The organism is Streptomyces niveus (assembly GCF_001723055.1).
GTDB lineage: Bacteria > Actinomycetota > Actinomycetes > Streptomycetales > Streptomycetaceae > Streptomyces > Streptomyces niveus.
On the sequence record NZ_MDCR01000278.1, the window covers coordinates 1 to 25,884 of the forward strand.

Sequence of the window (25,884 nt, forward strand, 5' to 3'; positions counted from 1 at the left end):
GGGGGGAGAGCGGGGGTCGTCCCCCAGACCGACTCGGGGGGGGAGGAGCCGGACCAGGTGAGCACGGTCGCGAACGATCCGTGACTTCCATGGTGTACCCGAGAGCCTTCTCAGGCAAACCCACGCGCCGTACCTTACGCCGAATGGTGGGCGCCTATGCTCGGCATCGTGGAAAACCACTCCTTGCCTCGCACAGCGGCCTTCTTTGACCTGGACAAGACGGTCATTGCGAAGTCGTCGACGTTGACCTTCAGCAAGTCCTTCTATCAAGGCGGACTGATCAACCGCCGAGCCGTACTGCGCACGGCATACACGCAGTTCGTCTTTCTCGCCGGCGGCGCCGATCACGACCAGATGGAGCGCATGCGCGAGTACCTGTCCGCGCTCTGCAAGGGCTGGAACGTCCAGCAGGTCAAGGAGATCGTCGCGGAGACCCTGCACGATCTCATCGACCCGATCATCTACGACGAGGCCGCCTCCCTCATCGAGGACCACCACACGGCCGGACGCGACGTGGTGATCGTCTCCACGTCCGGCGCCGAGGTCGTCGAGCCGATCGGCGAACTCCTGGGCGCCGACCGGGTGGTGGCGACCCGTATGGTCGTCGGCGCCGACGGCTGCTTCACCGGCGAGATCGAGTACTACGCGTACGGGCCCACCAAGGCCGAGGCGGTCAAGGCGCTCGCCGCGTCCGAAGGGTACGACCTGGACCGCTGTTACGCGTACAGCGACTCCATCACCGACCTGCCGATGCTCCAGTCGGTCGGGCACCCGTACGCGGTCAATCCCGACCGGGCGCTCAGGCGCGAGGCGGCGACCCGCGATTGGCCGATTCTCGTCTTCAACCGGCCGGTCCGGCTCAAGCAGCGACTGCCCGCCTTCTCGATGCCGCCCCGGCCGGCGCTCGTCGCGGCGGCCGCCGTCGGTGCGGCGGCGGCCACGGCGGGGTTGGTCTGGTACGCGAGCCGGCGGCGCCAGGCGGCCTCCGTGTGAGCCACGCAGCTGCCGCATCAGTCACGACATGCCGATACGTCCATATTTGAACCCAAAAGTAAAGTCGCGGAGCGAGGTCTTTCGCTTCGCCGCGGACAGGAGTACAAAGGAATCAACGGCCCGCGAGACCAAGGGACATCCGAGAGGATGACCTTTCAACGCACTCAGGCCCCACGGACCGAGCATGAAAACCGAGTACCCACGCGACGTCGACCCGTCGAATACGGGCCAGCCGCACCAGGTACGGGCGAAGTACCCGACCTGATGGGCAAAACTACGAGGACGCTTGGTAACTCGGTGGACGTGCCAGCGGCGGTACCCCTGGGTACCGCCGCATTTCTGTTGCTTCGCGCCCCTAGGGCCTGTCGTTTGGATCAGGCCGGATGAGTGAGCGGGGTCTGGTGCCGTGGATCGCAAGGCGGAGGAGGGAGGCATGGCGGAGCCATGCCGACCGACGACAACGCGGCGGGGCGCGGTGCCGGGGCACGCGAGCCCGGCAAGATCCAAACGACAGGCCCTAGGCCGCGCCGCGCTGGAGCGCCTCGCAGACTGCCGTCGACTCCCTGACGCCCAGCTCGACCGCCCTCCCGCAGTGCGTGATCCACGCCGCCATGCCGTCCGGTGTCCCCGACAGATAGCCGTCGAACGCCGCCACATACGCGGCTCGCCCCAGCTCCGCGTGCCCGACCTCGGACGGACAGATCGACTTGGGGTCCAGCCCGCTGCCGATCAGCACGATCCGCTCGGCGGCCCGTGCCACCAGGCCGTTGTACGAGCCGAATGGGCGCAGCGCCAGCAGCTCGCCGTGCACCACGGCGGCCGTGACGAGCGCGGGCGCCGAACTCCCCGCGATCACCAGCTCGGAGAGCCCGTTCAGCCGTCCGGCCACCTCGTCGGCGGCGGGCAGGGGTGCCTCGATCAGCGGCTTGGGGCTGTCGGGTCCCGGCGTCTCGACGACCGGTTCGCCGGCCAGCCTCGGCCGCCCGACCACCTCCCCCGCGACCCCGTCCCCCGTACCCGTACCCGTTCCCGCGCCGCCGGCCGCGACCAGATGCAGCCGGGCCAGCACCCGCACCGGCGACTGCCGCCAGATGGACAGGAGTTGCCCCGCCTCGGCGGTCAGCCGCAGCGCGGCTCCCACTGTCAGCGCGTCGGCCGCGGCGCCGAAGTCGCTGCGCCTGCGCACCTCTTCCAGCGCCCAGTCCGCGCCGGAGAGCGCCGCCGATCCGCGCGCGGCACGCAGCGCGGCCTCCGAGGTGACCTCGTTGCTGCGCCGTCTCATCACGCGGTGCCCGTAGACCGCGTCGACGGCCTTACGCACCGAATCCACCGCGTCGGGGACACCCGGCAGGGAGCCCAGAGTGGCGAGCGGGTCGTGCCCTCGCGGAGCGGACGAAGCGTTCGGAGCTGTCGTACTCATAGGTAGCAAGGCTACGCGCCCATAGCGCACGCCCCACGTTGGAGTGGTCTTCTTCACCTGATGTGACAGCGCACAGCGACATGACCACTACGCTAGGTGAACATGAAGATCGCTTTCGTGGGTAAGGGCGGCAGTGGCAAGACGACGCTGGCCTCGCTCTTCATCCGCCATCTGACCGCCAACGAGGCCCCCGTCATCGCGATGGACGCCGACATCAACCAGCATCTCGGGGCCGCTCTCGGCCTCGACGAGGACCAGACCGCCGCGCTGCCGGCGATGGGCGCGCATCTGCCGCTCATCAAGGAGTATCTGCGGGGCACCAACCAGCGGATCACATCCGCCGATTCGATGATCAAGACGACGCCCCCGGGCGAGGGCTCCCAGCTCCTGCGGGTCCGCGAGACCAACCCGGTGTACGAGGCCTGCGCCCGTACCGTCCGGCTGGACGACGGCGACATCCAGCTGATGGCCACGGGGCCGTTCACCGAGTCCGACCTGGGTGTGGCCTGCTACCACTCCAAGGTCGGCGCGGTCGAGCTGTGCCTGAACCACCTCGTGGACGGCCCGGACGAGTACGTCGTCGTGGACATGACGGCGGGCTCGGACTCGTTCGCGTCCGGGCTGTTCACCCGGTTCGACATGACGTTCCTGGTGGTCGAGCCGACACGTAAGGGAGTGTCCGTCTACCGCCAGTACAAGGAGTACGCGCGGGACTTCGGCGTCGCGCTGAACGTCGTCGGCAACAAGGTCCAGGCCCAGGACGACGTGGACTTCCTCCAGGACGAGGTGGGCGACGACCTGCTCGTGACCGTGGGGCACTCCAACTGGGTGCGGTCCATGGAGAAGGGGCGCCCGGCCCCGTTCGAGCTGCTGGAGGCGGAGAACCGGGTGGCGCTCCAGGTCCTGGAGGACGCGGCGGAGGACTCGTACGCGGACCGCGACTGGGAGCGCTACACACGGCAGATGGTGCACTTCCACCTCAGGAACGCGGAGAGCTGGGGCAATGCGAAGACAGGCGCCGACCTGGCCGCGCAGGTCGACCCGGCGTTCGTGCTCCGCGAGGACGCGGCGGTTCCGCAGCCGAGCTGACAGCGCCGGTGGTACGGGCGGCGCGAGCGGGCGCCCGCCCGTACCACCGGGGGCTCAACTCACTGTGCTGCCGGGCCCTCTTCTGCGCCTGATGCCGAGCCGGACCCGGCATCAGGCCCGGCGTCAGGCCCTGCGTCCGGGCCGTCGGCGGGTCCGCCCGCCGCGCCGTCGGCCGGCGCGGGCACCGAGCCCGGGGCCACCGGGGCCGCGGCCGAGGCCGGCGCCTTGGGGGCCGTCAGATACGACTGCCAGCCGGTCGCGGGCTTCTGGCCGACGCCCAGCTCCCGCAGCCTCTCCAGCGTCTGCGGGTCCTGCGCGTCCAGCCAGTCCGCGAGTTCTTTGAACGTCACGCACTTCACGCCGTCCTTCACACAGACGGTCTTGATCGTCTCCTCGACGGCACGCATGTACGTGCCGCCGTTCCACGACTCGAAGTGGTTGCCGATGATCAGCGGCGCGCGGTTGCCGTCGTAGGCGCGGCCGAAGGCCTGGAGCAGGCCGTCACGCATCTGGTTGCCCCAGTACTCGTGCTGGGACGGGTCGCCGTTGACCGTTTTCGACTGGTTGAACATGAAGTTGTAGTCCATCGAGAGCGTCTCGAACTTCCGGCCGGGCACCGGGACGAGTTGCAGCGGGATGTCCCACATGCCTTCGGTCTTCTTCGGCCAGACCTGGTTGCCGACACCGCTGGAGTCGTAGCGGAAGCCCATCGTCCGCGCCGCCCGCATCATGTTCTTCTGCCCTTCCAGGCAGGGGGTTCGGGCGCCGACGAGTTCCTTCTCGTAGTCGAAGGGCAGCGGACCCTCGGCCGTCAGACCACTGTTGCTCTTCCAGTTCTTGACGAACGCCTTGGCCTGGCTGATCTCGCTCTTCCACTCCTCGACGGACCAGCTGCCGACCCCGCCGTCGGCGCCGCAGAAGTGCCCGTTGAAGTGGGTGCCGATCTCGTTGCCGTCCTGCCAGGCGCCGCGCAGCTCGCGCAGGGTGTTCTTGATTCCCTCGGCGTCGTTGAAGCCGATGTCCGAGCGGCCGGGGGCGTGTTGGGGCGGGCTGTACTGCTCGGACTTGTCCTTCGGCAGCAGATACACACCACTGAGGAAGTACGTCATTCTCGCGTCGTACTTCTTTCCCACCTCGCGGAAGTGGGAGAAGAGCTTCTGGCTGTCCTCACCGGCGCCGTCCCAGGAGAACACCACGAACTGCGGAGGCTTCTCACCGGGCTTCAGACGTTCGGGCTTGAGGACGCCGGGCTGGGCGCCGGTGTACGCGGTCGAGCCGTCGCCGATGAGCCGCACCGCGCTCTTGGCCGGGCCCTTCTTCGCCGCGTGGGCGCCTTCCTCGGACTTGCTCCCGTCCTTCGGTCCCGGCGAACCGGAGCCGGAACATCCGGCGAGCCCCACGGCCAGCGCCGTCACGGCCACGCCGCAGGCGATCCTCTTTCTGGCGGCCAGCATCCGCCCACCTCTTCCCTCGGGTTCTGTGCGTTGAGTGCGCCGAAACGCCGGAAACGCCGAGTACGGCGCCGAGCGCCGACAACGTCGCACTGGGACCCGAGGGGAACCGGTATGACAAGCCGTACAAAATGACTAATCACCACTGCGAGTGAATGTTTGAACCATTTGCCCGGAAAGTCCTGCCTCAATCTTTACTCTCCATTACGATCCGTTTACTGAGAGTTGATAAATCGAATCCCGCCACTGCACGCCGTGACTCACGGCCGCGTCACCGGCACCGCGACCGCGCCGCCCCGGAGGAGACGGGAACCATGTCTGCCGACGTCCCCACCCGCGAAGACCAGCCCGACCGACCGCCGAGGCCGCAGAGCCCAAAGACCACGAAGACCAGGAAGAGCACGAAGAGCCCACAGGGCCCGCAGCGTTCAAGAAGCCCGAAGACCACCACCCCCGACGGCCGACCGCCGGGCCGGTGGCGGGAGTTCCGGATCGCCGGAGCGGACTTCTCCGCCTCCATCTCGGTCTTCCTGATCGCCCTGCCGCTCTCCCTCGGCATCGCGCTCGCCACCGGCGCGCCCCTGCAGGCCGGTCTCGTCGCCGCGGCCGTGGGCGGTCTGGTCGTCGGCCGCTTCGGCGGCGTACCTCTCCAGGTCAGTGGTCCCGCGACAGGTCTGACGGTCGTCACGGCCGGCCTGATCCAGCAGTACGGCTGGCGCACCACCTGCGCCATCACGGTGCTCGCGGGCCTGGCCCAACTGGGTCTCTCCGCCCTGCGCGTGGCCCGCACCGCGCTCGCGGTGAGTCCGGCGATCGTGCACGGCATGCTGGCCGCCATCGGCATCTCGATCGCTCTCGCCCAGCTGCACATCGTCCTCGGCGGGAATCCGCAGAGTTCCGCCGTCGCCAACGTCCAGCAGCTGCCCGCCCAGTTGGCCCGCCTGCACCCCGCAGCGCTCTCCGTGAGCGTGCTGACCGTGGTCGTGCTCTTCGCCTGGCCCCGTATCCCGGGACGTACGGGCCGGATCGCGCGCAGAGTGCCCGCCGCGCTCGCGGCGGTGGCGGCGGCGACCGCTGTGGCGACCTTCGCGGGGCTGCGCCTGGACCGCGTCGATCTGCCCTCCTGGAGCAGCCATGTGCTGCCCGAGGTACCGAACGGGCCGGTCCTCGGACTCTTCGCCGCCGTCCTCACCGTCACCCTGGTCGGCAGTGTCGAGTCACTGCTGTCGGCCGTCGCGGTGGACAAGCTGGTGGCCGCCCGCAAGGACCCGGACGTGCAGATTCCGCGGGCCAGGCTCGACCGGGAACTGTCCGGGCAGGGCGCCGCGAACATCGTGTCCGGTGCCCTCGGCGGACTGCCGATCGCCGGCGGCGGCGTCCGCAGCGCGACCAATGTGGCCGCGGGCGGCGTCAGTCGGCACTCGACGATGCTGTACGGGCTGTGGGTCGCCGTCGCCGCGCTCTGCCTGGTCCCCGTGTTCGACCTGATCCCACTGGCCGCGCTCGCAGCGCTGGTGATGGTGATCGGCATGCAGATGGTCAACATCACGCACATGCGCAGCGTGCGACGCAATCGCGAACTGCTCGTCTATGTGGGGACGCTGGCCGGTGTGGTGTTCGTCGGTGTTCTGGAGGGGGTGGCGATCGGGATCGCGCTGGCGGTCGGCGTCGCCCTGCACCGGCTGACCCGGACCCGGATCACGCTCGACGAGCGGGAGGGTGTCCACCGGCTGCACGCGCGGGGCCAGTTGACGTTCCTGGCGGTTCCGCGGCTGAGCCGGCTGCTGCACCAGGTGCCGCAGGGGAGCGCCTGTGTGGTCGAGCTGGACGGGTCGTTCATGGATCACGCGGCGTACGAGGCGCTGCACGACTGGCAGGTCTCGCATCTCGCCCAGGGCGGCTCGGTCGAGTTCACCGGCAGGTCGGGTGCCCGAATCGCCGAGCCCGCCGAACCGGTGACGCAGTCGAGCACCTGCTGCCGGCCATGGACGCCGTGGCGCAACCACCACTGCGGCGAGCCGGTCGAGCAGCCCCGGCCGGAGCAGGGCCGTGGTACGGATCAGGTACGGGTGACCACCGGCGTACGCGGCGGTCAACTCGCCAGTGGACTCTCCTCGTTCCAGCGCAACACGGCTCCGCTCGTACGGGGCGAGCTGGCGCGGCTGGCGCGCGAGGGGCAGCAGCCCTCCCAGCTCTTCCTCACCTGCGCCGACTCCCGTCTGGTGACGAGCATGATCACGGCGAGCGGCCCCGGCGATCTGTTCACCGTCCGCAATGTCGGCAATCTGGTCCCGCTTCCGGGCGAGGAAGGGGCCGAGGGACAGGACGACTCGGTGGCGGCGGCGATCGAGTACGCGGTCGACATCCTGCGGGTGCAGTCGATCACGGTCTGCGGGCACTCGGGGTGCGGCGCGATGCAGGCGCTCCTCAACACGCCTGAGAACACACCGGAGAACCGACCTGCGAGCACGCTGAAGACCTTGCCGAAGAGCACGCCGGAGACCCCGCCGGCCTCCCCCCTCACCCGCTGGCTCCGGCACGGCCAACCCAGCCTGGAGCGGATGCGCAGCCGCGACCACGCGTGGGCCAGGATCTCCGGGCGGTTGCCGGCCGACGCGGTCGAGCAGCTCTGTCTGACCAATGTCGTCCAGCAGTTGGAGCATCTGCGCGCCCACCCGGCGGTGGCCCGCGCTCTGGCCGAGCAGAGGCTCGAACTGCACGGCATGTACTTCCATGTCGGCGAGGCGCAGGCGTATCTGCTCGCGGCCGACGGACAGCCCGACGAACGGCCCGAGGGACAGTCCGACAGCACCGACAAGGTGTTCAACCGGGTGGCCCCGACGGCTTTCGAGGAGTCGCGCGCCTGAACCGGGGCCCTGTCGCATCCGTGAGAATGTGTGGCCCCGTTCCCCTCCACAGCCGGGGAACGGGGCCACTTACTCGTACGCCGACCCAGCACCCCACCCGTACGCCCGGTCGCACGTCCGGCCGCATAGGTCTAAACCAATTTCCTGAAGACCCTTGTCACCCGGGCATCTGCCTGATGAGCTAGGCCCGGGGACACATAGGACGCCCTGGGAAAGGGAGATGTCGTGAGCAACGAAAGCCTGGCCAACCTGCTCAAGGAAGAGCGGAGGTTCGAGCCACCGGCCGAGCTGGCCGCGCACGCCAACGTGACGGCGGAGGCGTACGAGCAGGCCGCGGCGGACAGGCTTGGCTTCTGGGCCGAGCAGGCCCGGCGGCTCACCTGGGCCACCGAACCGACCGAGACCCTCGACTGGTCGAACCCGCCCTTCGCGAAGTGGTTCGCGGACGGCGCGCTCAACGTCGCGTACAACTGCGTGGACCGCCACGTCGAGGCCGGCAACGGCGACCGGGTCGCCATCCACTTCGAGGGCGAGCCCGGCGACAGCCGTTCGATCACCTACGCCGAGCTGAAGGACGAGGTCTCACGGGCCGCGAACGCGCTCACCGAGCTGGGCGTGACCAAGGGCGACCGCGTCGCCGTCTACATGCCGATGATCCCCGAGACGGCCGTGGCGATGCTGGCGTGCGCCCGTATCGGCGCCGCGCACTCCGTGGTCTTCGGCGGCTTCTCGGCCGACGCCGTGGCCTCCCGCATCCAGGACGCCGACGCCAAGCTCGTCATCACCTCGGACGGTGGCTACCGGCGCGGCAAGCCGAGCGCGCTCAAGCCCGCGATCGACGACGCCGTGGCCCGCTGCCCGCAGGTCGAGCATGTCCTGGTGGTACGCCGCACCGGCCAGGACACCGCGTTCAGCGAGGGCCGGGACGTGTGGTGGCACGACATCGTGGACCGCCAGTCCACCGAGCACGCGCCGGAGGCGTTCGACGCCGAGCACCCGCTCTTCATCCTGTACACGTCCGGCACGACGGGTAAGCCCAAGGGCATCCTGCACACGTCGGGCGGTTATCTCACCCAGGTGGCGTACACGCACCACGCGGTCTTCGACCTCAAGCCGGAGACGGACGTCTACTGGTGCACGGCCGACGTCGGCTGGGTGACCGGCCACTCGTACATCGTGTACGGGCCGCTGGCCAACGGCGCGACGCAGGTCATGTACGAGGGCACGCCCGACACCCCGCACCAGGGGCGCTTCTGGGAGATCGTCCAGAAGTACGGCGTGACGATCCTCTACACGGCGCCGACCGCGATCCGCACGTTCATGAAGTGGGGTGACGACATCCCCGCCAAGTTCGATCTGACGTCGCTGCGCGTCCTGGGCTCGGTCGGTGAGCCGATCAACCCCGAGGCCTGGATCTGGTACCGGCAGAACATCGGCGCGGGCAAGACCCCGGTCGTGGACACCTGGTGGCAGACCGAGACCGGCGGCATGATGATCTCCCCGCTGCCCGGCGTCACGGCCGCCAAGCCCGGCTCCGCGCAGCGCGCGCTCCCCGGCATCTCGGCGACCGTCGTGGACGACGACGCCAACGAGGTGCCGGACGGCGGCGGCGGATATCTCGTCCTCACCGAGCCGTGGCCGGCGATGCTCCGCACCATCTGGGGCGACGACCAGCGGTTCATCGACACCTACTGGTCGCGTTTCGAGGGCAAGTACTTCGCGGGCGACGGCGCCAAGAAGGACGACGACGGCGACATCTGGCTGCTGGGCCGAGTCGACGACGTGATGCTGGTGTCCGGCCACAACATCTCCACCACGGAGGTCGAGTCGGCGCTCGTCTCGCACCCGAAGGTCGCCGAGGCGGCCGTCGTCGGCGCCACGGACGAGACGACCGGTCAGGCGATCGTCGCCTTCGTCATCCTGCGCGGTACGGCGTCGGTGGACGAGGGTCTCGTGGCCGAGCTGCGCAACCACGTCAGTACGGCGCTGGGGCCGATCGCCAAGCCGAAGCGGATCCTGCCGGTGGCGGAGCTGCCCAAGACCCGGTCGGGCAAGATCATGCGGCGACTGCTGCGCGATGTCGCGGAGAACCGTCAGCTCGGTGACGTCACGACGCTCACCGACTCCTCGGTGATGGATCTGATCCAGACCCAGCTGCCGAGCGCGACCAGCGAGGACTGAGCACGTCCGGCGTGGATCAGGAGCCCCCGGCGTATCGCGCCGGGGGCTCCTCTTTGTAATGTGGGCGGCGCGTCAACAATGTAATAAGGATCCACAGGTGCGCCGGGAAGTCTGGTCGGCAGGTGATTCGTCATGCCCGCCCGACCGACCGGAGACCTCCCTGTGGCCACCCCGCGCACCTTCCTCGGACGCCTGCCGCTCCCCGAGCGGACGTATCTCGCGAGCGCGCTGCGGACCGAGACCGTCGGCGGTGTCCTGCTGCTCGTGGCCGCCGTCGCCGCGCTGATCTGGGCCAACACCCCGCTGAGCGAGAGCTACGCGACCGTCTCCGACTTCCATCTGGGGCCGGCCTCGCTCGGTCTGGACCTCTCGATCCAGCACTGGGCCGCCGACGGACTGCTCGCGATCTTCTTCTTCGTCGCGGGCATCGAGCTGAAGCGTGAACTGGTCGCCGGAGAGCTGCGCGACCCGAAGGCCGCCGCTCTCCCCGTGATCGCGGCGCTCTGCGGCATGGCCGTGCCCGCCCTCGTCTATCTGCTGGTCAACGTGGTGGGCGGCGGGTCCACGGACGGCTGGGCCGTCCCCACAGCGACCGACATCGCCTTCGCGCTCGCCGTGCTCGCCGTCCTCGGCACCTCGCTGCCGTCCGCGCTGCGCGCGTTCCTGCTCACCCTCGCCGTCGTGGACGATCTCTTCGCGATCCTGATCATCGCGATCTTCTTCACCAGCGACATCGACTTCCTGGCCCTGGCGGGCGCCTTCGCCGCGCTCGCCGTCTTCTGGCTCCTCCTCAGGAAGGAGGTGCACGGCTGGTACGTGTACGTCCCGCTGGCCCTGGTCATCTGGGGCCTGATGTACAACAGCGGCGTCCACGCCACCGTCGCCGGCGTCGCGATGGGTCTGATGCTCCGCTGCGTCAGGCGCGAGGACGAGAAGCAGTCCCCCGGCGAGCACATCGAACATCTTGTCCGCCCACTGTCCGCCGGTCTCGCCGTACCGCTGTTCGCGCTCTTCTCGGCGGGCGTCTCGATCAGCGGCGGCGCGCTGGCCGACGTCTTCACCAAGCCGGAGACCCTGGGGGTGGTCCTCGGGCTCGTCGTCGGCAAGGCCCTCGGCATCTTCGGCGGCACCTGGCTGGCAGCGCGCTTCACCCGTGCGGAACTGAACGAGGATCTGGCCTGGCCGGACATCCTCGCCGTGTCGACGCTCGCCGGAATCGGCTTCACCGTCTCGCTGCTCATCGGTGAACTCGCCTTCACCGGCGATCCCGGACTGACGGACGAGGTGAAGGCCGCCGTCCTGACGGGTTCGGTGATCGCCGCCGTACTCGCCGCCGTACTGCTGCGGCTGCGGGTCCGTACCTACCGGGCGCTGTACGAGTCCGAGGAGCGCGACGAGGACATGGACGGCATCCCCGACATCTACGAGCAGGACGACCCCGCGTACCACCTCAGAATGGCCGCGATCCACGAGGCGAAGGCGGCCGAGCACCGCCGGCTGGCGGAACACGCCGCAGCGACGCGCGATGACGGCGCCGGTCCGGCATGATCTGACATCCGGCATTGATCCGACTTCCGGCATGATCTGAAGCAGGGGAGCCGGAAGAAACCCAGATCCGCCAGAGCGCAGCCGAAACGAGGGAGTCCACGATGAGCGACCCCGGCAGCCATGTTGCCGTCACCACCGGAGCCGTCGACGCCGTACCAGCCGTCAGGCTCAACGGAGACCGCAGCCTCGGCCAGTTGGTCTCGTCGGCCACCGCGGAGGTGTCCGCGCTGGTGCACGACGAGATCGCGCTGGCCAAGGCCGAACTGCGGCAGGACGTCAAGCGGGGCGTGACGGGCGGCGCCGCGATCGGTATCGCGGCGGTGTTCGCGCTTTTCTCGCTGCCGGTGCTGAGCTTCGCCGCCGCGTACGGGATCCACAACTGGGGCCTCGGGCTCGCGTGGTCGTTCCTGATCGTGGGAGGAGCGTTTCTGCTCATCGCGGGGCTGTTGGCGCTGATCGCCCTGCGGAAGTTCAAGAAGGTCAAGCCGCCGGAGAAGACCATCGCGTCGGCGAAGGAGACGGCCGCCGTGCTCCAGACGGTCAAACCGCATCCGCGCCCCGTTCATGAGGCGGGCAAGACTGTGGCACGCTCGTCTGCATGACCGCCCCCGAAAACGGCTCCGGCACGACCTCCGGCAGCATCCCCGGCGCGACCGTCGCGGCCGACGTGCGACTCGACGGGCCCTGGACGCACCGGGACGTGGCCGCCAACGGGGCCCGCTTCCACATCGCCGAGATGGGCGACGGGCCGCTGGTGCTGCTGCTGCACGGCTTCCCGCAGTTCTGGTGGACCTGGCGCCACCAACTGCCCGCGCTCGCCGAGGCCGGCTACCGGGCCGTCGCGATGGACCTGCGGGGCGTGGGCGGCAGCGACCGTACGCCCCGGGGTTACGACCCCGCCAACCTGGCGCTCGACATCACCGGCGTGGTGCGCTCGCTCGGCGAGCCGGACGCCGCGCTCGTCGGGCACGACCTCGGCGGGTATCTGGCCTGGACGGCGGCGGTGATGCGGCCGAAGCTGGTGCGCAGGCTCGCCGTGTCGTCGATGCCGCACCCGCGCCGCTGGCGCTCGGCGATGCTGTCGGACTTCTCGCAGAGCCGGGCCGGCTCGTACATCTGGGGCTTCCAGCGCCCGTGGCTGCCGGAGCGTCAGCTCGTCGCCGACGACGGGGCGTTGGTGGGGGACCTGATCCGTGGCTGGTCGGGTCCGCAGCCGCCCGACGACAAGACGGTCGACATCTACCGCCGGGCGATGACGATCCCCTCGACGGCGCACTGCTCGATCGAGCCGTACCGCTGGATGGTGCGGTCCATGGCGCGGCCGGACGGGATCCAGTTCAACCGGCGGATGAAGCGTCCGGTGCGGGTGCCCACCCTCCAGCTGCACGGATCGCTCGATCCGGCGATGCGTACGCGCAGTACGGCCGGGTCCGCCGAGTACGTCGAAGCGCCCTACCGGTGGCGGCTGTTCGACGGTCTTGGCCATTTTCCGCACGAGGAGGACCCCGTGGCGTTCTCCACGGAACTCATCAACTGGCTGAAGGACCCGGAGCCGGACCGCTGATCAGCGCCGTGTTCGACGGGTCGTCACTCACCCTCAGGAACACTTGTACGACGAAAAGCCAATTGCCTGACGCATAGGCCAATTGGCCGACGCCGGGGCGATTACCGACCATGGGCCCCGGGCAAACGTCCGTGTATGGGCTGGACGCACGATTACGGTGACGCAGCACGCAACCGCCGCTCGGCCACTGTGCCGATCACCCACGAGAGGGGCGGCCCAGAAGATCAGGGCCATGATCTCCGACTCGGTATTCCACTGATTCTCCGCCGAAGGGCCCGTTGGGTCTCGGCGCGGCTGCGGCATCCGCGCAGCTGAGGGGAGTCGACGGAAGCGAGCGAGGAGCAACGGAGTACGGGAGCCATTGAGGACGGAGCCGGGCCGGACCAGGATTTCCTGGCCCGGCCCGTCCTCGTTGCCGTGGCCACGTCCCGGCGGCTACAGCGCGCAGCCCTGGCTGTCGACCTGCTGGTTGGCCGAGCGGCCCAGCTTGATGTCCTCGCGGATCTCGTCGGCGGTCAGGGCATAGCCGGTGTCCGGGTCGTCCAGCGACCGGGCGAAGATCACGCCGTACACCTTGCCGTCCGTGGTGAGCAGCGGGCCGCCGGAGTTGCCCTGCCGGACGGTGGCGAAGAGCGAGTAGACGTCGCGCCGGACCTCGCCGCGCCGGTAGATGTCCGGGCCGTTGGCGTCGATACGGCCCCGGACACGCGCCGAGCGCACGTCGTACGCGCCGTTCTCCGGGAAGCCGGCGACGATCGCGCTGTCGCCGCTGCTCGCGTCCCGGTCGGTGAACTGGAGCGCCGGGGCGCGCAGGTCGGGCACGTCCAGGACGGCGATGTCCCGCTCCCAGTCGTAGAGGACGACCTTCGCGTCGTACAGCCTGCCCTCGCCGCCGACCTGGACCGTGGGCTCGTCCACGCCGCCCACGACGTGCGCGTTCGTCATGACGCGGCGCTCGGAGAAGACGAAGCCGGTGCCTTCGAGGACCTTGCTGCAGCTCTGCGCCGTACCGACCACCTTGACGATGGAGCGCTGCGCGCGGGCGGCGACGGGGCTGCCGACGAGCGCCGGGTCCGGCGGGTCGACGGCGGTGATCGGCTCGTTGGCGAACGGGCTGAAGACCTGCGGGAAGCCCTTCTCCGCGAGGACGGAGGAGAAGCCCGTGAACCAGGTCGCGGTCTGACCCGGCATCACCCGCGAGACGCCGAGCAGCACCTTCGAGTTGCGGACCTCCTTGCCGAGCGTCGGCAGCGAGGTCCCGGCCAGGGCGGAGCCGATCAGCCAGGCGACCAGCAGCATGGCGACGACATTGACCAGCGCGCCGCCCGTGGCGTCCACGGCGCGCGCCGGTGACCAGGTGATGTAGCGGCGGAGCTTGTTGCCGAGGTGGGTGGTGAAGGCCTGTCCCACGGAGGCGCAGACGATCACGACGACGACGGCGACGACCGTGGCCGTCGTCGTGACCTCGGCCTCCTCGGTGATCTGGTCCCAGATCACCGGGAGCAGATAGACGGCGATGAGACCGCCGCCGAGAAAGCCGATCACCGACAGGATGCCCACGACGAAGCCCTGGCGGTACCCCACGATCGCGAACCACACCGCGGCGAGCAGCAGCAGGATGTCCAGCACGTTCACTGTCAATAGCCTCGCTAGCCTCGCTGATTCGTCTCCCGTCGCCCCGTCGGGTGGGGGTCCGGACCTGCGCCGCAGTCACCGGCCGGCCCATGATCACCCGGTCGGCACAGTGACTACGCAAGCCTGTCATGAGCGCCGGTCGAGCGGGACCTCCTTCGAGCGGTCCCATGGGCGTTCCCAGCCCGAGAAGTGCAGAATGCGGTCGATCACCCCGGCTGTGAATCCCCACACGAGCGCCGAAGCGACCGTGAAGGCGGGACTGTTGATCCCGCTCGGGTGCGTGGCCATGACGCGGTTGGCCGGGTCCGTGAGATCCGCCACGGGCACGGCGAAGACCCGGGCCGTCTCCGCGAGGTCGACGGCGCCGACCGGGGTGGGGGTGTGCCACCAGCCGAGCACCGGGGTGACGACGAACTCGCTGACCGGGATGTAGAGGCGGGGCAGCACGCCGAAGAGCTGGACACCGGCGGGGTCGAGCCCGGTCTCCTCCTCGGCCTCGCGCAGCGCGGCGCGCAGCGGTCCGGTGGTCGCCGGGTCGCCGTCCTCGGGGTCGAGGGCGCCGCCGGGGAAGGCGGCCTGTCCGGCGTGCGAGCGCAGGGTGCTGGCCCGCTCCATCAGCAGCAGCTCGGGGCCGCGTTCGCCCTCACCGAAGAGGATGAGCACGGCGGACTGCCGTCCGACGCCGCTCTCGGGCGGCAGGAAGCGGCTCAGCTGTTCCGGCGCGACCGTCCGCATGGCGTGCACGACCGGGTCCAGCCAGTCGGGCAGGCCCTCGGCGGTGACGCCGATCCCCTGCTCACCCCGGCCGTGAGCGGCGTCCTCGTGCGTCCGGGCGGCACGCTCCGTGCGCGCGGACCCTGCGGCGTGCGTGTCAGCTCGTGTCATCGGCACCTCCGACGTACAACGCCCGCTGTCGCCCGGATCGTTCCAGCCGCATGTGCCGGGGCCCGTCCTCTCGCGCTGTCCGGTGTCCTGTGCGTTGATACGGCTCCGGCCGGCCGTGCGCTCACCGCGCGGGCGTTCATTCGGCCCCTGCGGGGGTGCCGAGGGGCGGTGCGGGCTTGCCCGGATAGTCCGGCGGCGGGGAGAGCCGCTGTCCCGGATAGCCGCCCATCTCGTACTTGAGCAGCTTCTTCGCCTTCTCCGGGTCCGTCTCGCCCTCTCCGTAGGAGGGGCAGAGGTGCGCGATCGGGCAGGCACCGCAGGCGGGCTTACGGGAGTGGCAGACCCGCCGTCCGTGGAAGATGATCCGGTGCGAGAGCATCGTCCACTCGCTCTTGGGGAAGATCTCGGCGATCTCCGCCTCGACCTTCTCCGGGTCCTCCTGGTCGGTCCACTTCCAGCGGCGCACCAGACGGCCGAAGTGGGTGTCCACAGTCAGACCAGGGACGTCGAAAGCGTTGCCCAACACCACATTGGCGGTCTTGCGGCCGACCCCCGGCAGCGTCACGAGGTCCTTCAGCGTGCCGGGCACCTCGCCGTCGTAACGGTCCCGCAGCGCCGTCGACAGCCCTATGAGGGATCTCGCCTTGGCCCGGAAGAATCCGGTGGGGCGGATGACCTCCTCCAGCTCCTCGGGCACGGCGGCGGCCATGTCCTCCGGGGTCGGATACCTCGCGAAGAGCGCGGGCGTCGTCTGATTGACGCGCAGGTCCGTCGTCTGGGCGGACAGGACCGTGGCGACCAGCAGCTCGAAGGGGTCGCGGAAGTCCAGCTCCGGGTGGGCGTACGGATAGACGTCGGCCAGCTCGCGGTTCATCCGGCGGGCACGGCGGACCATCGCCAGCCGGGACTCCGGCTTGGCGCTCTTCGCCCGCTTGGCGCTCGCGGGCTTCTCGTCCGCGACTTTCGTGGCTTTTTTCGACTTTGCGGAGGGCTGTTCGCCCACAGCGGAATTCTGCTTCGGTGACACGCTTCGAGCTCCCTTGACCTGCCCTCTCACCGGCGAGTTGGACACCCGGCCAGCCTAGAGCCCCGCACTGACATCCGCCCCGGCTCCGGCCGATGACCACCCGAATCGGGCCCCGGGGCACGGTCCGGGGCCGCTGTACGTCAAACTTGTGACTGATCGCACGTTTTCGACAACGGGTGACCGGTACGGAGACAGAGTCGCCGCCGGCCCGCGCCACCCTTGAACATGCAGCACGTCCGGCATCATGGGACCGACGGTCCCCTGAGCAGGTCGACAAGGAGAGATTTCGTGGACGACGTTCTACGACGCGCCCCGCTCTTCGCGGCGCTCGACGACGAGCAGGCCGCGGAGCTCCGCGCCTCGATGAGTGAGACGACGCTCGCCCGTGGCGACGCGCTGTTCCACGAAGGCGACCCCGGCGACCGCCTCTACGTGGTCACCGAGGGCAAGGTCAAACTGCACCGCACGTCCCCCGACGGCCGCGAGAACATGCTGGCCGTCCTCGGCCCCGGCGAGCTGATCGGTGAGCTGTCGCTCTTCGACCCCGGCCCCCGTACGGCCACCGCCAGCGCCCTCACCGAGGTCAAACTCCTCGGCCTGGGCCACGGCGACCTCCAGCCCTGGCTGAACGCCCGCCCCGAGGTGGCCACCGCGCTGCTGCGCGCCGTCGCCCGGCGTCTGCGCAAGACGAACGACCAGATGTCCGACCTGGTCTTCTCCGACGTGCCCGGCCGGGTGGCCCGTGCGCTCCTCGACCTGTCGCGCCGCTTCGGCGTGCAGTCGGAGGAGGGCATCCACGTCGTCCACGACCTCACGCAGGAGGAGCTGGCCCAGCTGGTCGGCGCGTCCCGCGAGACGGTCAACAAGGCGCTCGCCGACTTCGCGCAGCGCGGCTGGCTGCGCCTGGAGGCCCGCGCGGTGATCCTGCTGGACGTCGAACGCCTCGCGAAGCGCTCGCGCTGACACCCGGGGCCCGCCCCGAGGTACGCGCGCTTCCAAGCCGCTGTACGAGTGTGTGAAGGCCGCCTCGCTCCCCCGGAGCCGGGCGGCCTTCCGCATGCCGCCACGGGGCCGCCGCGCCCCGCCACGACCGGCACAGGGGTGCCCTACGGGCCGCCGGAGATCAGCCCGTGCTCCCGCAGGTACTCCAGCTGCGCCCGCACCGACAGCTCCGCCGCCGGCCACAGGGACCGGTCCACGCCGCTGCCTCCGTACACATGCGCCACGATCTCCGCCGCCGAGCGGTAGCCGTTCTCCACCGCCGTCTCGACCTGCGCGAGGCGGCTCGCGCGGTGCGCGAGGTAGTACTCGACCGCGCCCTGCGCGTCGTCCAGTACGGGCCCGTGGCCCGGCAGCACCGTATGGACGCCGTCGTCGACCGTCAGCGAACGCAGCCGCCGCAGCGAGTCGACGTAGTCGCCGAGCCTGCCGTCCGGGTGGGCCACCATCGTCGTACCGCGCCCGAGGATCGTGTCGCCCGTCAGCACCGCGCGGTCGGCCGGCAGATGGAAGCAGAGCGAGTCCGAGGTGTGCCCGGGGGTGGCCACGACGCGCAGCTCAAGCCCGCCCTCGGTGACGACGTCACCGGCCCCCAGCCCCTCGTCGCCGAGGCGCAGGGCCGGGTCCAGGGCCCGTACGGACGTACGCGTCAGCTCGGCGAAACGCGCCGCGCCCTCCGCGTGGTCCGGGTGGCCGTGGGTGAGGAGGGTCAGCGCGACGCGCTTGCCCGCCTGCTCGGCGGTGGCGACGACCGCCCGCAGATGCCCCTCGTCGAGCGGGCCCGGGTCGATCACGACCGCGAGCTCCGAGTCCGGCTCGGAGACGATCCAGGTGTTCGTGCCGTCGAGTGTCATCGCGGAGGCGTTGGGCGCGAGCACGTTGACCGCGCGGGCGGTCGCCGCGCCCGAGACGACGGCTCCGCGCGGCTGTCCCGGCAGGGCCCCGGCGTCCGTCATCGGTCCCCGCCCCCCAGCGGAACGCGCTGCGTGAACTCGTCCTGGCCCGGCCAGCTGAGCACCACCTCGTCGCCCTCCACCCTCGGTCTGGCCAGCACGGGCGCGAGATCCCGCCCCACGGCGGCTGCCAGCGCCTCGGCCGCGGAGCCGTAAGGCTGGAGCTGGCGCAGGGTCGCCACGGTGGGAGGCATCATCAGCAGCTCGCCCTTGTCGTATCCGAGTGCCGCCTCGGCGGGCCGGATCCACACCGTGCGGTCGGCCTCCGTAGAAGCGTTGCGCGTACGCTGCCCGGCCGGCAGCGCCGCCACGAAGAACCAGGTGTCGTACCGCCTGGGCTCGAACTCGGGGGTGATCCACCGGGTCCACGCGCCCAGCAGATCGCTGCGCAGGGTCAGCCCCCGCCGGTCCAGGAAGTCCGCGAAGGACAGCTCACGGTCGACCAGGGCGGCCCGGTCGGCCTCCCAGTCGTCCCCCGTGGTGTCACCGACGACGGTTTCGGCCGTCTCCCCGGCCAGCAGGACCCCGGCCTCCTCGTACGTCTCGCGCACCGCCGCGCAGACGATGGCCTGCGCGGACACGGCGTCCACGCCGAGCCGCCCGGCCCACACGTCACGCCCCGGCCCCGCCCAGCGGACCAGCCGGTCGTCGTCACGCGGGTCGACGCCACCGCCCGGGTAGGCGTACGCGCCTCCGGCGAAGGCCATGGAGGTGCGGCGGCGCAGCATATGTACGGAGGGTCCGCCGGGCTCGTCGACGGAGTCGCGCAGCAGCATCACGGTCGCGGCCCGCCGTGCGGGGGCGACGCTCAGCTCGCCCTGGGCGAGCGCGCGGATGCGGCCGGCCCACTCGGGCGGGAACCACTGACCATTGGGCATGCCGGGATGCTACGGGCTCGCCCGGCGATGTTCGAGAGGCACTTTCCGGGGCCGGGCGACCCCGGGGCGGCATGAGACCGCTCCCAAACGGCGTAGGACCGGCCCGGGGCGTCGGAGCGGCCCCGGGCACGGACGGACGTCAGTCCGCGACCAGCTCCACCAGGATCTCGACCTCGACGGGGGCGTCCAGCGGCAGGACGGCGACACCCACCGCGCTGCGCGCGTGCACACCCTTGTCGCCGAAGACCTGGCCGAACAGCTCGCTCGCCCCGTTCAGCACGGCGGGCTGGCCGGTGAAGTCCGACGCGGAGGCGACGAACCCGGTGACCTTCACGACGCGCGCGACGCGGTCCAGGTCGCCGGCGACGGACTTCACCGCGGCCAGCGCGTTGAGCGCGCAGACCCGGGCGAGATCCTTGGCCTCCTCGGGCGTCACCTCGGCGCCGACCTTGCCGGTCACCGGAAGCTTGCCGTCCACCATGGGGAGCTGCCCCGCGGTGTACACGTACACGCCGGACCGTACGGCCGGCTGATACGCCGCCAGAGGCGGTACGACCTGCGGAACCGTCAGCCCCAGTTCGGCGAGGGCCGCCTCGACCACGCCGCTCACGCGGACTTCTCTCGCTTCAGATAGGCCACCAGCTGCTCGGGGTTGTTCGGACCCGGGATGACCTGGACCAGCTCCCAGCCGTCCTCGCCCCAGGTGTCCAGGATCTGCTTCGTCGCGTGCACGAGAAGAGGCACCGTCGCGTATTCCCACTTCGTCATGGGGCGACTGTATCGGCACCACGTGGCCACCTCGTACGGTGCCCGCGGACGATCTCGAACAGAGCGCGCGCGGGATCTCGTACGGCGCCCGTCGCCGACCTCGTACGGAGCCCGTGGACCACCTCGTGCGTAGCCTGCGGCCCGACTGGTTAGGCTCGAATGCGTGAGCAGGCTCCAGGTCGTCAGCGGCAAGGGCGGGACCGGTAAGACGACGGTCGCCGCGGCCCTCGCGCTCGCCCTCGCGACGGAGGGCAAACGCACCCTCCTTGTGGAGGTCGAGGGCAGACAGGGCATCGCACAGCTCTTCGAAACGGAGGCGCTTCCTTATGAGGAACGGAAGATCGCCGTCGCCCCGGGCGGCGGCGAGGTGCACGCGCTGGCCATAGACGCCGAGCGCGCCCTTCTGGACTACCTCCAGATGTTCTACAAGCTCGGCAGCGCGGGGCGTGCCCTGAAGAAGCTCGGCGCCATCGACTTCGCCACCACCATCGCGCCCGGCGTCCGGGACGTACTGCTGACCGGCAAGGCGTGCGAGGCCGTACGCCGCCGGGACAAGCAGGGCCGGTTCGCCTACGACTACGTCGTGATGGACGCCCCGCCCACCGGCCGCATCACGCGCTTCCTGAACGTGAACGACGAGGTGGCCGGGCTCGCCAAGATAGGGCCGATATACAACCAGGCACAGGCGGTCATGCGGGTGCTCAAGTCGCCCGGCACCGCCGTCCACCTGGTGACCCTCCTTGAGGAGATGCCCGTCCAGGAGACCGCCGACGGTGTCGGCGAGCTGCGCGCCGCCGAACTGCCCGTCGGCAAGGTGATCGTGAACATGGTGCGCCCGCACGTCCTGGACGAGGAGGCGGTCAACGGGGTGGCGGGGGACCGTCGTAAGGAGGTCACCAAGGCACTCGCGGCGGCCGGGGTGAGCGCGCCCACGAAGCTCGTGGGACCGCTTCTCGAACAGGCCGCCGAGCACGCCCAGCGGGTGGAGCTGGAGCGCGAGCAGCGAGCCGTCCTGGCGAAGCTCGGGCTGCCTACGTACGAACTCCCCCTGATCGGCGAGGGCATGGACCTCGCCGGTCTGTACCGCCTGGCGGGGGAGCTACGGAATCTTGGGGAGGCCCGATGACTGTGGACCCGGCGGCGGCCCCGCTCGAAGTCGATCCGCTGCTCGACGACCCGGAGACACGGATCATCGTCTGCTGCGGCTCCGGCGGCGTCGGCAAGACGACGACGGCGGCGGCTCTGGGCGTACGGGCGGCGGAGCGCGGCCGCAAGGTGGTCGTGCTGACCATCGACCCGGCGCGCAGGCTTGCCCAGTCCATGGGCATCGACTCGCTCGACAACACCCCCCGGCAGGTCAAGGGCATCGAGGGCCCCGGTGAACTGCACGCCATGATGCTCGACATGAAGCGCACCTTCGACGAGATCGTCGAGGCGCACGCGGACCAGGACCGGGCCCGCGCCATCCTGGAGAACCCCTTCTACCAGTCCCTGTCGGCCGGCTTCGCGGGCACGCAGGAGTACATGGCGATGGAGAAGCTGGGGCAGCTGCGGGCCCGCGAGGAGTGGGACCTGATCGTCGTGGACACCCCGCCGTCGCGCTCCGCGCTGGACTTCCTGGACGCGCCGAAGCGGCTGGGCTCGTTCCTGGACGGGAAGTTCATCCGGCTGCTGATGGCCCCGGCGAAGATGGGCGGCCGGGCCGGGATGAAGTTCCTGAACGTCGGGATGTCGATGATGACCGGCACGCTCGGGAAGCTGCTGGGCGGTCAATTCCTGCGCGACGTCCAGACGTTCGTGGCGGCGATGGACACGATGTTCGGCGGTTTCCGTACGCGCGCCGACGCGACGTACCGGCTGCTCCAGGCCCCCGGCACGGCGTTCCTGGTGGTCGCGGCGCCGGAGCGGGACGCGCTGCGCGAGGCGGCGTACTTCGTGGAGCGGCTGGCCGCCGAGGAGATGCCGCTGGCCGGTCTGGTCCTCAACCGCGTGCACGGCAGCGGCGCCGCCCGGCTGTCGGCCGAGCGGGCACGGGCCGCCGCGGAAAATCTTGAAGAGGGTCGCATTGTGGATCAGGGCCACGGGAAGAATGGTGTGCGTGAGGCCGCTTCCCCCGCGGGCTCCCCTCCCGACTCCCCTGACCCAGGACCCGGCCAACTCCCGCACCAGGAAACGGAATCACAGACGCCCGAACAGCCGTCGGTGAACCAGCTGACGGCCGGTCTGCTGCGCCTGCACGCCGAGCGCATGCAGGTGCTGAAGCGTGAGCAGCGCACCCGCGACCGCTTCACCGCGCTGCACCCCGAAGTGCCGGTGGCCGAGGTGGCGGCGCTGCCCGGCGATGTGCACGACCTCGCCGGACTCCGCGCCATCGGCGACCGCCTCGCGGGCGGGAGCCCGGCGACGGGAGCCGCGTAACCGGACGTCCGGGGCCGCGTAACCGGCGGGATGCTCGGCACCGTTCGCCCGCTGCCTGCCCGTACCCGCCTACTGCTTACTGCTCGCTGCTGTACGGAGCCCTACCCCACCGCCGCCCACGAGTCGTCGATGACGTCGACGTAGTGGCGTGAGCCGTACGTCTCGTCGTCGTCCTCAAGGCCGGCGGGCAGAATGCCCGCGCTGCGCTCGTACTCGGTGCGTGCGGTTTCGAGCAGCCGTCGCCACGAGGTGACGGTGGGGCGCCTGCGCAGCAATGCGCGTCGCTCCCGCTCGGTCATTCCGCCCCACACGCCGAATTCGACGCGGTTGTCCAGCGCGTCGGCCAGGCACTCCGTACGCACCGGACATCCGGTGCACACCGCCTTGGCCCTGTTCTGCGCTGCGCCCTGTACGAACAATTCATCCGGATCGGTAGTGCGGCATGCTGCCTGCGCACTCCAGTCGGTTACCCAGCCCATCCCGGCGCCGTCCTCTCCCGAATCGAGGCTCCCCCACGGCGGAAGCGGCATATTCACCGCTGCCAGTTGAGGACGTTACGGAAGGTGGGCACAGCGCAACACCCCCGTCGGGCCCAATCTTGAATGGCCCGAACGGACTATGCGTATGCGGCAGATCACCCAGGGGAGTGACCGCAGGACATGCTGGACCAACCCGACAAGTCGGGACGATCCTATTGAGCCACAACGGGATTCAAGCGACGTACGACTCGAAATCGGACAGGGTTTCCGCCGTTCCGAGATGAGCCGGATGTTCACTTCGGGTCGCTGATGCGAAACCGCACTGCTGTGACAGTTGAGTTCAGCTTAGGCCAGAGCCTTTATGTGTGTCCGGCGAATGACAACGTAGGCTGCTGCCATGCCAAAGAAGCGCTCCGGCGGCGGTCTGACCGGGACCCAGCAGGCCGCCAAGTTCCTCGGTGTCAGTGTGCTCGCGGGAGCCGTGCTGGCGGGAATCGCCTTGCCCGCCTTCGGAGTTCTGGGCCTGGCGGCCAAGGGGACGGTCGAGGGATTCGACGAGATCCCCGCCAACCTGAAGACTCCGCCGCTCAGTCAGCGCACCACGATCCTCGACAAGGACGGCGGCCCGATCGCCACCGTCTACTCGCGTGACCGCACCGTGGTCCCGCTCACCGACATCTCGCCGTACATGCAGAAGGCGATCGTCGCGATCGAGGACTCGCGCTTCTACGAGCACGGCGCGGTCGACCTCAAGGGCGTTCTGCGCGCGGCCAATCGCAACGCGCAGTCCGGCGGGGTCTCGCAGGGCGCGTCGACCCTCACCCAGCAGTATGTGAAGAACGTCTTCGTGGAGGAGGCCGGCGACGACCCCGACAAGGTCGCCCAGGCCACCCAGCAGACCATCGGCCGCAAGATCCGCGAGCTGAAGTTCGCGATCCAGGTCGAGGAGGAGCTGGGCAAGAAGAAGATCCTCGAGAACTACCTGAACATCACCTTCTTCGGACAGCAGGCGTACGGCATCGAGGCCGCCTCGCACCGCTACTTCTCCAAGTCGGCGAAGAACCTGAAGCTGGAGGAGGCGGCGCTGCTGGCGGGCATCGTCCAGTCGCCGAGCCGGTACGACCCGGTGAACGACACGGAGGAGGCGACCAAGCGTCGTAACACCGTGATCCAGCGGATGGCCGACGTGAAGGACATCTCGCAGGCCGAGGCGGACAAGGCGAAGAAGACCGAGATCGACCTGAAGGTGAGCCGTCCCAAGAACGGCTGCATCACGGCGGTCAAGGGCGCGGGCTTCTTCTGCGACTACGTACGGAAGGTGTTCCTCACCGACCCCGCCTTCGGCAAGACGCAGGAGGACCGGGCCAAGGTCTGGAACCAGGGCGGTCTGACCGTACGGACGACGCTCGACCCGCAGGCGCAGGAGTCGGCGCAGGAGTCGATCAAGAGCCACGTCTACAAGTCGGACGAGGTCGCCACCGCCCTGTCGATCGTCGAGCCCGGCACCGGCAAGGTCCTGGCGATGGGGCAGTCGCGGCCGTACGGCGGCGGCAAGAACGAGACGTACATGAACCTGTCCGTCGACGAGGACATGGGCGGCGGCGCCGGCTACCAGCCCGGCTCGACCTTCAAGCCCATCGTGGCGGCGGCGGCCCTGGAGCAGGGCATCCAGCCGACGCAGTCGTACGCCTCGCCGTACAAGATGGACTATCCGAGCCCGGTGCAGACCTGCAAGGGTCCGTGGACGGACAAGGGCGTCCCGGTCGAGAACGAGAACGAGTCCGAGGTCGGGCCGTACGGCATGAAGGAAGCGACCGCCAAGTCGGTCAACACCTACTACGTACAGCTGATCAGCCAGATCGGCGTCTGCCCCGTGACCGAGCTGGCCAGGAAGATGGGCGTCGAGCGGGCCAACGGCCAGCCGATCCAGCAGGTCCCGTCGATCACGCTGGGCACGCAGGAGATGTCGCCGCTGACCATGGCGTCCGGGTACGCGACGTTCGCCAACCGCGGCACGTACTGCACCCCGATCGCCATCGAGTCGATCACCGGCCCGAACGGCAAGGAGATGGACGTCCCGAAGACGGACTGCACGCGGGCGATGTCGCAGAAGACGGCCGACACCATAAACACCCTGCTGGAGGGCGTGGTCGAGGACGGTACGGGCCAGGAGGCCGGCCTCGGCAGCAGGCCGAGCGCGGGCAAGACCGGTACCACCGACTTCCGGCTCGCCGCGTGGTTCGTGGGCTACACGCCGAACATGGCGGGCGCGGTGTGGGTCGGCGACCCGGCGCACAAGAAGAAGATGGTGGACATCACCATCGGCGGTCAGTACCACGACAAGGTCTTCGGTGGCGCCGTACCCGGACCGATCTGGCGCGACGCGATGAGCGGCGCGCTGGACGGCAAGGAAGCGCCGGGGTTCAACACCATCAACATCCCGAATCCGGAGAAGGACAAGGACAAGGGGCGTGACCGCGACCGTGACCGGCCGGGGAACGACAACGGCGGCAACGGCAACGGTGGCGGCAACAACGGCGGGAACGGTGGCAACGCCGGCGAAGGCGACGGCAACAACGGCGACAACAAGCCCGACCCGGGCCAGGGCCCTGGCGGATTCACGGGTGACCCGGGCGCGGACAACGGGGGCGGGACGTTCCCGGACTTCCCATAGCCGTACGACATGAGGAGAGGGCCCCGTCGCCGTCGCGACGGGGCCCTCTCCTCAT

General features: G+C 69.8%; 22 protein-coding genes. 12 read left to right on the top strand and 10 right to left on the bottom strand.

Annotated features, from left to right (window positions below):
* Positions 1 to 156: 156 nt before the first annotated feature.
* Positions 157 to 993 (top strand): HAD family hydrolase, encoded by an 837-nt coding sequence (locus tag BHU15_RS27875; protein WP_023539673.1) that lies wholly within the window; start codon positions 157 to 159, stop codon positions 991 to 993.
* Positions 994 to 1,510: 517 nt separating this feature from the next.
* On the opposite strand, the gene BHU15_RS27880 is transcribed toward BHU15_RS27875, so the two are convergent.
* Positions 1,511 to 2,413 (bottom strand): Fic family protein, encoded by a 903-nt coding sequence (locus BHU15_RS27880; RefSeq protein ID WP_069629701.1) that lies wholly within the window; start codon positions 2,411 to 2,413, stop codon positions 1,511 to 1,513.
* A gap of 102 nt (positions 2,414 to 2,515) precedes the next feature.
* On the opposite strand from BHU15_RS27880, the gene BHU15_RS27885 reads away from it, so the two are divergent.
* Positions 2,516 to 3,502, top strand: a complete 987-nt coding sequence (locus BHU15_RS27885; RefSeq protein ID WP_069629713.1) for an ATP-binding protein — start codon at positions 2,516 to 2,518, stop codon at positions 3,500 to 3,502.
* A gap of 59 nt (positions 3,503 to 3,561) precedes the next feature.
* Here BHU15_RS27885 and BHU15_RS27890 read toward each other — a convergent pair whose 3' ends face one another.
* Positions 3,562 to 4,956, bottom strand: coding sequence for a polysaccharide deacetylase family protein (locus tag BHU15_RS27890; protein WP_069629702.1), 1,395 nt, complete (start codon positions 4,954 to 4,956; stop codon positions 3,562 to 3,564).
* 311 nt (positions 4,957 to 5,267) lie between these two features.
* On the opposite strand from BHU15_RS27890, the gene BHU15_RS27895 reads away from it, so the two are divergent.
* The 6 genes from BHU15_RS27895 (at position 5,268) to BHU15_RS41605 (ending at position 13,428) form a co-directional block, all read left to right on the top strand.
* Positions 5,268 to 7,820 (top strand): SulP family inorganic anion transporter, encoded by a 2,553-nt coding sequence (locus tag BHU15_RS27895; protein ID WP_069629703.1) that lies wholly within the window; start codon positions 5,268 to 5,270, stop codon positions 7,818 to 7,820.
* A gap of 225 nt (positions 7,821 to 8,045) precedes the next feature.
* Positions 8,046 to 10,001 carry an acetate--CoA ligase gene (acs, locus tag BHU15_RS27900; protein ID WP_069629704.1) on the top strand — a complete coding sequence of 652 codons (1,956 nt, stop codon included), beginning with the start codon at positions 8,046 to 8,048 and terminating at the stop codon, positions 9,999 to 10,001.
* Between the two features lie 132 nt (positions 10,002 to 10,133).
* Entirely contained in the window at positions 10,134 to 11,549 is a 1,416-nt protein-coding gene (gene nhaA / locus BHU15_RS27905) for a Na+/H+ antiporter NhaA (RefSeq protein ID WP_069629705.1), read from the top strand.
* A 101-nt stretch (positions 11,550 to 11,650) separates the two neighbouring features.
* Positions 11,651 to 12,151, top strand: a complete 501-nt coding sequence (locus BHU15_RS27910) for a phage holin family protein (protein WP_069629706.1) — start codon at positions 11,651 to 11,653, stop codon at positions 12,149 to 12,151.
* Positions 12,148 to 13,113, top strand: a complete 966-nt coding sequence (locus BHU15_RS27915; RefSeq protein WP_023539681.1) for an alpha/beta fold hydrolase — start codon at positions 12,148 to 12,150, stop codon at positions 13,111 to 13,113. The genes BHU15_RS27910 and BHU15_RS27915 overlap by 4 nt, the downstream gene beginning before the upstream one ends.
* Before the next feature lie 135 nt (positions 13,114 to 13,248).
* A complete protein-coding gene (locus BHU15_RS41605) occupies positions 13,249 to 13,428 on the top strand; it encodes a hypothetical protein (RefSeq protein ID WP_078494248.1) in 180 nt (59 codons plus the stop codon).
* Positions 13,429 to 13,548: 120 nt separating this feature from the next.
* Here the strand turns inward: BHU15_RS41605 and BHU15_RS27920 are convergent, their stop codons facing one another.
* The 3 genes from BHU15_RS27920 to nth form a co-directional block, all read right to left on the bottom strand.
* Positions 13,549 to 14,748: a MarP family serine protease gene (locus BHU15_RS27920; protein ID WP_069629707.1), complete on the bottom strand. Its 1,200-nt coding sequence runs from the start codon at positions 14,746 to 14,748 to the stop codon at positions 13,549 to 13,551.
* Positions 14,749 to 14,874: 126 nt separating this feature from the next.
* Positions 14,875 to 15,633, bottom strand: coding sequence for an NUDIX hydrolase (locus BHU15_RS27925; protein WP_079128421.1), 759 nt, complete (start codon positions 15,631 to 15,633; stop codon positions 14,875 to 14,877).
* Between the two features lie 136 nt (positions 15,634 to 15,769).
* A complete protein-coding gene (gene nth, locus BHU15_RS27930) occupies positions 15,770 to 16,660 on the bottom strand; it encodes an endonuclease III (RefSeq protein ID WP_171908460.1) in 891 nt (296 codons plus the stop codon).
* A 288-nt stretch (positions 16,661 to 16,948) separates the two neighbouring features.
* Here nth and BHU15_RS27935 point away from each other — a divergent pair, with 288 nt between their 5' ends.
* The gene (locus BHU15_RS27935; protein ID WP_023539685.1) at positions 16,949 to 17,623 is read left to right on the top strand and encodes a Crp/Fnr family transcriptional regulator; all 675 of its coding nucleotides are present in this window, start codon (positions 16,949 to 16,951) and stop codon (positions 17,621 to 17,623) included.
* A 143-nt stretch (positions 17,624 to 17,766) separates the two neighbouring features.
* Here BHU15_RS27935 and BHU15_RS27940 read toward each other — a convergent pair whose 3' ends face one another.
* The 4 genes from BHU15_RS27940 to sp36 all read right to left on the bottom strand — a co-directional run bounded on the left by BHU15_RS27940 (position 17,767) and on the right by sp36 (position 20,258).
* The gene (locus BHU15_RS27940; protein ID WP_023539686.1) at positions 17,767 to 18,615 is read right to left on the bottom strand and encodes an MBL fold metallo-hydrolase; all 849 of its coding nucleotides are present in this window, start codon (positions 18,613 to 18,615) and stop codon (positions 17,767 to 17,769) included.
* Positions 18,612 to 19,490 (bottom strand): NUDIX hydrolase, encoded by an 879-nt coding sequence (locus BHU15_RS27945; protein ID WP_069629709.1) that lies wholly within the window; start codon positions 19,488 to 19,490, stop codon positions 18,612 to 18,614. The genes BHU15_RS27940 and BHU15_RS27945 overlap by 4 nt, the downstream gene beginning before the upstream one ends.
* Before the next feature lie 139 nt (positions 19,491 to 19,629).
* Positions 19,630 to 20,100, bottom strand: a complete 471-nt coding sequence (locus BHU15_RS27950; protein WP_023539688.1) for a RidA family protein — start codon at positions 20,098 to 20,100, stop codon at positions 19,630 to 19,632.
* Positions 20,097 to 20,258: a Sp36 family protein gene (sp36, locus tag BHU15_RS39440; RefSeq protein ID WP_023539689.1), complete on the bottom strand. Its 162-nt coding sequence runs from the start codon at positions 20,256 to 20,258 to the stop codon at positions 20,097 to 20,099. Before sp36 ends, BHU15_RS27950 begins: the two co-directional genes overlap by 4 nt.
* 163 nt (positions 20,259 to 20,421) lie before the next feature.
* Here sp36 and bagA point away from each other — a divergent pair, with 163 nt between their 5' ends.
* Both bagA and bagB read left to right on the top strand, forming a co-directional pair.
* On the top strand, positions 20,422 to 21,384 hold the full coding sequence (bagA, locus tag BHU15_RS27955; RefSeq protein WP_069629710.1) for an ATPase BagA: 963 nt from the start codon (positions 20,422 to 20,424) through the stop codon (positions 21,382 to 21,384).
* A complete protein-coding gene (gene bagB, locus BHU15_RS27960; RefSeq protein ID WP_069629711.1) occupies positions 21,381 to 22,676 on the top strand; it encodes an ATPase BagB in 1,296 nt (431 codons plus the stop codon). The genes bagA and bagB overlap by 4 nt, the downstream gene beginning before the upstream one ends.
* A gap of 101 nt (positions 22,677 to 22,777) precedes the next feature.
* Here the strand turns inward: bagB and BHU15_RS27965 are convergent, their stop codons facing one another.
* Positions 22,778 to 23,155, bottom strand: coding sequence for a WhiB family transcriptional regulator (locus BHU15_RS27965; protein ID WP_031230246.1), 378 nt, complete (start codon positions 23,153 to 23,155; stop codon positions 22,778 to 22,780).
* Positions 23,156 to 23,552: 397 nt separating this feature from the next.
* Between BHU15_RS27965 and BHU15_RS27970 the strand changes: the two genes are divergently transcribed.
* The gene (locus BHU15_RS27970) at positions 23,553 to 25,829 is read left to right on the top strand and encodes a transglycosylase domain-containing protein (protein WP_069629712.1); all 2,277 of its coding nucleotides are present in this window, start codon (positions 23,553 to 23,555) and stop codon (positions 25,827 to 25,829) included.
* Positions 25,830 to 25,884 lie beyond the last annotated feature (55 nt).

What these genes read in the sequence shown, in the direction of transcription:
- BHU15_RS27875 (WP_023539673.1), top strand. Translation starts at nt 157, where the DNA reads ATGCTCGGCATCGTGGAAAACCACTCCTTGCCTCGCACAGCGGCCTTC.
- BHU15_RS27880 (WP_069629701.1), bottom strand. Translation starts at nt 2,413, where the DNA reads ATGAGTACGACAGCTCCGAACGCTTCGTCCGCTCCGCGAGGGCACGAC.
- BHU15_RS27885 (WP_069629713.1), top strand. Translation starts at nt 2,516, where the DNA reads ATGAAGATCGCTTTCGTGGGTAAGGGCGGCAGTGGCAAGACGACGCTG.
- BHU15_RS27890 (WP_069629702.1), bottom strand. Translation starts at nt 4,956, where the DNA reads ATGCTGGCCGCCAGAAAGAGGATCGCCTGCGGCGTGGCCGTGACGGCG.
- BHU15_RS27895 (WP_069629703.1), top strand. Translation starts at nt 5,268, where the DNA reads ATGTCTGCCGACGTCCCCACCCGCGAAGACCAGCCCGACCGACCGCCG.
- nhaA (WP_069629705.1), top strand. Translation starts at nt 10,134, where the DNA reads ATGCCCGCCCGACCGACCGGAGACCTCCCTGTGGCCACCCCGCGCACC.
- BHU15_RS27910 (WP_069629706.1), top strand. Translation starts at nt 11,651, where the DNA reads ATGAGCGACCCCGGCAGCCATGTTGCCGTCACCACCGGAGCCGTCGAC.
- BHU15_RS27915 (WP_023539681.1), top strand. Translation starts at nt 12,148, where the DNA reads ATGACCGCCCCCGAAAACGGCTCCGGCACGACCTCCGGCAGCATCCCC.
- BHU15_RS41605 (WP_078494248.1), top strand. Translation starts at nt 13,249, where the DNA reads ATGGGCTGGACGCACGATTACGGTGACGCAGCACGCAACCGCCGCTCG.
- BHU15_RS27925 (WP_079128421.1), bottom strand. Translation starts at nt 15,633, where the DNA reads ATGACACGAGCTGACACGCACGCCGCAGGGTCCGCGCGCACGGAGCGT.
- BHU15_RS27940 (WP_023539686.1), bottom strand. Translation starts at nt 18,615, where the DNA reads ATGACGGACGCCGGGGCCCTGCCGGGACAGCCGCGCGGAGCCGTCGTC.
- BHU15_RS27945 (WP_069629709.1), bottom strand. Translation starts at nt 19,490, where the DNA reads ATGCCCAATGGTCAGTGGTTCCCGCCCGAGTGGGCCGGCCGCATCCGC.
- sp36 (WP_023539689.1), bottom strand. Translation starts at nt 20,258, where the DNA reads ATGACGAAGTGGGAATACGCGACGGTGCCTCTTCTCGTGCACGCGACG.
- bagB (WP_069629711.1), top strand. Translation starts at nt 21,381, where the DNA reads ATGACTGTGGACCCGGCGGCGGCCCCGCTCGAAGTCGATCCGCTGCTC.
- BHU15_RS27965 (WP_031230246.1), bottom strand. Translation starts at nt 23,155, where the DNA reads ATGGGCTGGGTAACCGACTGGAGTGCGCAGGCAGCATGCCGCACTACC.
- BHU15_RS27970 (WP_069629712.1), top strand. Translation starts at nt 23,553, where the DNA reads ATGCCAAAGAAGCGCTCCGGCGGCGGTCTGACCGGGACCCAGCAGGCC.